The organism is Roseicyclus sp. (genome assembly GCF_052168335.1).
GTDB lineage: Bacteria > Pseudomonadota > Alphaproteobacteria > Rhodobacterales > Rhodobacteraceae > Roseibacterium.
Genome location: NZ_JBQLZP010000606.1, coordinates 1 through 5,923 on the forward strand (window position 1 = coordinate 1; position 5,923 = coordinate 5,923).

Here is a 5,923-nt window from a genome sequence, read left to right on the forward strand (position 1 = left end):
TGCTCGCCCGCGCCTCGGGCGAGCAGCTGGCGGTGATGACCGACGCGGTGGCGGCCCACACGGCGGAGGGCTGGAAGGCCTATGCCGGTATGGCCGACGCCCACTTCGCCTACCTCAAGTCGCTGCTCGACCGCGACGAGCCGGACTACCGCGACTGAGCCCCAGACAAGGAAAAACGCACATGAAAACGGGCTTCATCGGCCTCGGCAACGTCGGCGGCAAGCTCGCCGGGAGCCTCCTGCGCAACGGCATCGACCTCAGCGTCCACGACCTCGACGCGGGCCTCGTGGCGCGCTTCGTGGGGCGCGGCGCGCGCGCGGGCGGCAGCCCCGCCGCGATGATGCGGGACTGCGACGTGGTCATCACCTGCCTGCCCTCGCCCGCCGCCTCGGCCGCCGTCCTGGCCGAGATGCTGCCCGAAACGGGGCCGGGCAAGATCTGGATGGAGATGTCGACGACCGACGCCGACGAGATCCTGCGCATCGGCGCGCTGGTGGAGGCGACGGGCGGCATCGCGGTGGAATGCCCGGTCTCGGGCGGCTGCCACCGGGCGGATACCGGCAACATCTCGATCTTCGCGGGCGGCCCCCGCCCGGCGGTCGAGGCGGTCCTGCCGCTCCTCAAGCGGATGGGCCGGCGCATCCTGCACACGGGCGAGCTCGGCACCGCCTCGAAGCTGAAGGTGATGACGAATTACCTCGCCACGGTGCATCTCGTCTCGCTCTGCGAGGCGCTGACGGTGATGAAGGCCGCGGGCCTCGACCTCGCCACCACCTACGAGGCGATACGGATCTCGTCGGGCACTTCCTTCGTGCACGAGACGGAGAGCCAGCTGATCCTCTCGGGCTCGCGCGACGTGAACTTCACGATGGACCTGGTGCAGAAGGACATCGGCCTCTTCCAGAAGCTCGCCGACGTGCACGGCGTGCCGCTCGAGGTCTCGCCGCTGGTCATCGACATCATGTCGGACGGGCAAAGCCGCTACGGCGAGCGGGCGCAGTCCGACCGGATCATCGAGCGGCTGGAGGAGGCGACGGGCCTCAGCATCCTGGCGGACGGTTTCCCCACGGAACTCGTCGACGACGAGCCGGAGGAGGAAGGCTACGAAATCCTGCGCCCCTCCGCCCGGGCCAGCGCCGCCGAGTAGCCCCCCGAAATCGAAACGCGCCGCCCGGATCGGTCCGGACGGCGCGTCGTCTGTCTGGTTCGGGTCCGTCAGGCGGACGTGCGGCGCCGTGCCACGAGCATCAGACCGAGGCCGCCGAGCAGCAGCAGGCCAGACGCCGGGAGCGGGACCGGCGCGATGTTGGCGGCCGAAATCGACGCGCCGTCCAGCGTGAAGCCGTCGCGCTCCGACGTGCGGATGTCGATCAGGGCGAGATCGACGGGCGTGTCGAAGTCGATGACCGCGAGCCAGCGTGCCGCGTCGGGCAGGTTCGTCCGCGTCAGAACCAAGGCGCCGTCCACGAAGATATCGAGAATCTTCTGTCCGGCGTCCGCCGGATCGTCTATCGCGAAGGCCAGGCGGTTGAAGAGGCCGCCGCCCTGAAGCTGCGCACGCCAGCGGATGCCGAGCGTGTCGGCCGAGTTCAGCGACCAGAACCCGTTCTCGGGCAGGATGTTGAGCTGGCCGTTGATGCCCGGGTCGTACTGGAGCGCGATCTGGTTGCAGCCCGCCGGCCCGAGGTCGAGCAGGTTGGCGCAGGTCGTGCCGGTGCCGACGCCACCGATCGACCGGAAGTTGCCGACAAGCGGCGACATGTAACCGAAATCGTCCAGTTCGCCGTACTGGTTTCCGGCGAGGTTCCGCGGCGGGATGCCGGCGAAGCTCCGGTTCTGGTTCGTCGCGTTCTCGAAGTCCTCGACCACCGCATTCTCCGTCGCGGCGCTGAAGCCGGCGGCGGTGAACTCTTCGAAGGTGATCGAAACGGCGTTGGCGGATGCCGTTCCCAGTGCGAGAAACAATGCTGATGCCGCCAGTTTCGCGAAGTTCATATGCTGCGTCTCCTCAATACGGTGGCCGTCGTTACGGACCCTGCTCTGCCTGAAAATGTGCCCGCTGAAGGCACAATCGTATTCCTTGATCCGCACCGAAGCGATTCACGCAACAACACGGTCTATGGGCGCAGTATAACGTCTCCGATTGTGGCGAAGCAAACACTTCTTTGCCGCATTGTTGCCATGTTTCAGGTTTCGCAACAATTTTGCGGCGACCTCGGAGAAACCCGTCCGGATCAACGGGAAGGCCTGCGCCATCTGGCTGGGCTGGGCTGCCTAGGGGGCGACGGGTGTCCCGTGCATGAGGCCGAGCGCAGCGTCTTCCAGCCCCGTAAACACGTCCGCCACCTCCTGCCAGGCCTGCGTGCCGGGCCGGGCGCGTGGCGCAGGTCCGAGGGACCAGAAGGGCCTGATCCCGTCGTGGGGGAAGAAGACCGCAGGCGCCTGCATCGGATCGGCGCGGCGCGCGCCATCGACCGGGACCACGCGCTCGGCAGCTGCGAAGTGAAGCGGCAGGAACCGCTCCCGGTCGAAGGGTTCGATCTGCTCGTAGGGCCAGTGGTCCCCGGCCATGTGCGGCAGGAGCCATGAGAAGGCCCGCGCGAGGCCTCGCCCGTCCTGCCCCTCGAAGGACCAGAGGTCCTGGCCGCAGGCCTCCGCCAGCGTCGCGAGATTGACCCAGCTCTGCAGGTTGAAGCAGCAGTAATGCGCCGTCATCGTGCGCACCATCTCGTGGGGCTGCCGCCCGTCGGGCTCGAACTGCTCGAGGATGCGCTCGCGGCTGGTCAGGAAGGTGCGCCCGAGCAGCGCGGCATCGCCGAGGAAGGCGGCGATCGAGGCGGTCTGAAGATCGTAGCAGACGCCGTGGTTGTTCTGCGAAAGCCTCTCCTGCTGGCCCTGCTCGCTCGTCAGGAGCCAGTCGAGATATTCGGCCAGCCAGGCCCGGAATCCCTCCCGCTCCTCCACCGACAGCGCATCCGCCCGCTCCAGGACACGCACGGCGTCGAGGAAATAGTAGAGGTCCTTCATCTCGATGACGCCGGACTTCGCGCCCACGTCGTCCGGCCCGAGCGACCGGACCTGCGCATAGCGCAGGTGCGGGTTCATCCGCGTTCCGGGGTCGAGGAACCAGGTCCGCACCAGGCGCGCGGCATGACCGGCATAGCGCTCCTCGCCCGTCGCGAGCCAGGCCAGCGCAAGGGTCGTCGTGTCGTCGAACATCCGTTGCAGGCGCGTGCGGTCGTAGCGGTCGCTGTCCGGCTCGTAGAGCCGCGTGCCGGGAATGCGCTCGCCGTCGCGGAAGACGTAGGGCATCCCCGAGGGCGTCGCCGGGTTGGGCCACCAGTAGGGCGCGGGGTGGTAATAGTCGTGCCGGTCGCCGCTCGGCGGCAGCGAGGTCTTGTCGACCACCGACCAGGGCCCGCGCTCGAGCGCCAGTTCGGCCTCGAGAACCAGGCGGTCCAGCATGGCGCGCTCCGGCGTATCCCGCCCGGCCTCGGCGAGTGCGGCGATGCGCGCGGCGTCGTACTGCACGAGGTTGCCGGGCGCGTAGGTCAGCGACATGGCCTCGATGTCGAGCCGGTCGAGCAGCGCGGTGATCGCCTCGAGGCGGGCCTCGCCCCGCCCCCGCAGCCCCGTGACCTTGTCGGCCTCGAGCTTTGCATGCCCCGAGAAGAGGCGCGCGACCCACCCCGCCTCTCCGGCGGAGCCCGCATCCTCGGAGAGCGGCGCGCGTGCCATGTCCCAGACATCGTCCGGCCAGCCGTCCCAAGTGCCGGGAATGCCGAGCCGCAGGAAGAGTTCGACCTTGGGCCGCCTTCCGTAGTTGAAACGCTCGTCGAATTCCTCGGCACTGTCGCGCCGGAACAGGATCTGCGGCTCCTCGGCCGCCGCGGGCCGATAGGCGGGATCGAGCAGGTCCGTGTTCTCGAGCGTCCGCGACATCGGCACGGTGAAGTACTTGAGGTAGGGGCGCGCCTTCACGGCCGCGACGATCTCGGCCCAGGCGCCCTCGGTCAGGAAGCAGTTGCCGTCCCAGGGCAGAACCCACTTCGCCCGCCCCTTGCCGTCGCGGAGCGCGGCGTTCCGCGCGCCGTTGTTGTTGATCGCGTAGTTGTTCTTGTGCCGCCGCAGATGCGCCTCGGCCCGCGACTGGTCGTAGGGCGTCATGTCGTGGTAGCGCCCGCGCAGGAAGAAGGCGGGCTCGGGGAAACCCTCCAGGTCCCAGCCCGCTTGCGCGTAGTCCTCGAGCACGAAGGGAATGTGCAGGAAGGACTGCCCCCGCTCCTCCAGCAGCGCGATGACCTTCGCCTCCTCGTCGGGATCGAAGATGCGGTTGACCACCCAGCGCTTCTCGCAGCCGGGAAGCTCGGGCTCGTGGTCGAGCATGAAGCGCAGGTTCGACAGCGTCTGGCCGGTCTCGTGGCGCGGCGGCAGGTCGTTGCCGAGGATGCGGTAGAGCACGAAGGTGTCCGGCTCGCGGTCGAGGCCCGCGACGCGATACTCGGCGCGGAGCGCCACGATGTCGGTCGCCGGACGCCGCGCCGGCGGCGGGATGCGCACACGGGGGCTGTAGGCGCCGCGCACCGGCTGCGGCGGGTCGATGAAGGCGCCGATGTCCTCGATCCTCCGCGCGAGGAAGCCCGAGGGACTGAAGTCGATCAGCCGGACGCCGCGCCACTTGCGCCAGAGCATACGAAAGCGCCGCTCGAAGAGCGCGGCGTCCTCCTCTGCCCCGTAGATCGCGCGGGGGAAGTATTCGTGCGTGAAGCCGGCGTGCCGGATCGCCCGCGTGTCGGGGCAATCGGTCAGGAACAGCGGCCGGAGGCTCCGCGACATGACGACCTGCCGCTCGACGAGGCGAACGGTGGCGGCGACCCGCTCGGGCGGCAGGTCGAAGAGCGTGACGAAGACGACGCCTGCGCCGGTCGGCAGGTCGGGCGCGGCGTGACCGGGCCGCGGCCGCAGGAAACCGGAGGGCGGCCGCGGCGCGGGCCAGCCCGCCAGGACGCCCGGAGGAGCGTCCGGCCGGGGGGCGGGCTCGGGGACGCGGTCCGTCGTCCAGAGGACCTCGATCGGTCCGGCACGCCCCGCCTCGGCGTCGAGCCGGTCGTGGATCTCGGCGATGCGGTAGAACTGCGCCCCGACGCTGGGTCCGCCGCCGCCCTGGCCGCCGTTTCCCTGGCCGCCGTTCCCGTGGCCCGAATCCCTTGTCCCCGTCATGCCGCCCCCGCCATGCGCCGGACGATGTCCGCGGCCGCCTGCGCCCCGTTCTCCGTTTGCAGCTCCGCGCAGGCCTTGCGGATCACGGCATTCGTCTCGGGCGTCAGCAGCGCCCGGCAGAGCGTCGGCAGGAGGTGCATCTCCTCGTCGGTCAGGTCGAAGCCGGCCATGCGCTCCTGCGCGAACTCCGCGCGCGCGCCCTGGTCGTCCATCGAGGGATGGCGGTTCGCGACGAAGATCGACGGCAGGCCGAAGGCGAGCACCTCGTGATAGGTGTTGTATCCCGCGGCGGCGACCGAGAAGTCGAACGCGTTGAAGTAGCGGCTGATCGGATAGCCGCGCAGGATGCGCACGCCCGGCCAGCGCGGCAGCGGGATCGCGCCGTTCGACCACTCCGCGACCACGACCTGCACGCCCTCGAACCGCGCGAGGGCGGTGACGATCCGGTCGGTGAGATCGACCACGTCGCGGTTGCCGCCCGACCCCGGCTGGATCAGCACCGCCTGCCCTTCCTCCGCGAGGCCGAGCGCGGCGCGCGCCTCGGCCCGGCCGAGAAGCTCGTCCGCGTCGAGGAGGCGGATCGGCGGCACCTGCACGACCTCGTGGCGGCGTCCCGCGGTCGAGCCCGTGTCGAGCGCCCCCGCGACCTCGCCCTGGCTCGGCAACGCGCGGTTCTTCGACTGCATCATCGAGCCGGGCGAGG

3 protein-coding genes and 1 pseudogene are annotated in these 5,923 nt (G+C 69.8%); 1 reads left to right on the plus strand and 3 read right to left on the minus strand.

Translation table 11 applies throughout. The features are described from left to right. Positions 1-181: 181 nt before the first annotated feature. Positions 182-1,147, plus strand: coding sequence for an NAD(P)-dependent oxidoreductase (locus ACTS11_RS18620; RefSeq protein WP_442641784.1), 966 nt, complete (start codon positions 182-184; stop codon positions 1,145-1,147). Positions 1,148-1,215: 68 nt separating this feature from the next. On the opposite strand, the gene ACTS11_RS18625 is transcribed toward ACTS11_RS18620, so the two are convergent. From ACTS11_RS18625 to ACTS11_RS18635, 3 genes and pseudogenes are all read right to left on the minus strand, one after another. Further along, the gene (locus ACTS11_RS18625) at positions 1,216-2,091 is read right to left on the minus strand and encodes a VPLPA-CTERM sorting domain-containing protein (RefSeq protein ID WP_442641785.1); all 876 of its coding nucleotides are present in this window, start codon (positions 2,089-2,091) and stop codon (positions 1,216-1,218) included. A gap of 183 nt (positions 2,092-2,274) precedes the next feature. Then, positions 2,275-5,220: an alginate lyase family protein gene (locus ACTS11_RS18630; RefSeq protein ID WP_442641786.1), complete on the minus strand. Its 2,946-nt coding sequence runs from the start codon at positions 5,218-5,220 to the stop codon at positions 2,275-2,277. Next, positions 5,217-5,923 (minus strand): annotated as a pseudogene (locus ACTS11_RS18635) (antifreeze protein); the annotation flags it as partial. The gene ACTS11_RS18630 and the pseudogene ACTS11_RS18635, both read right to left, overlap by 4 nt.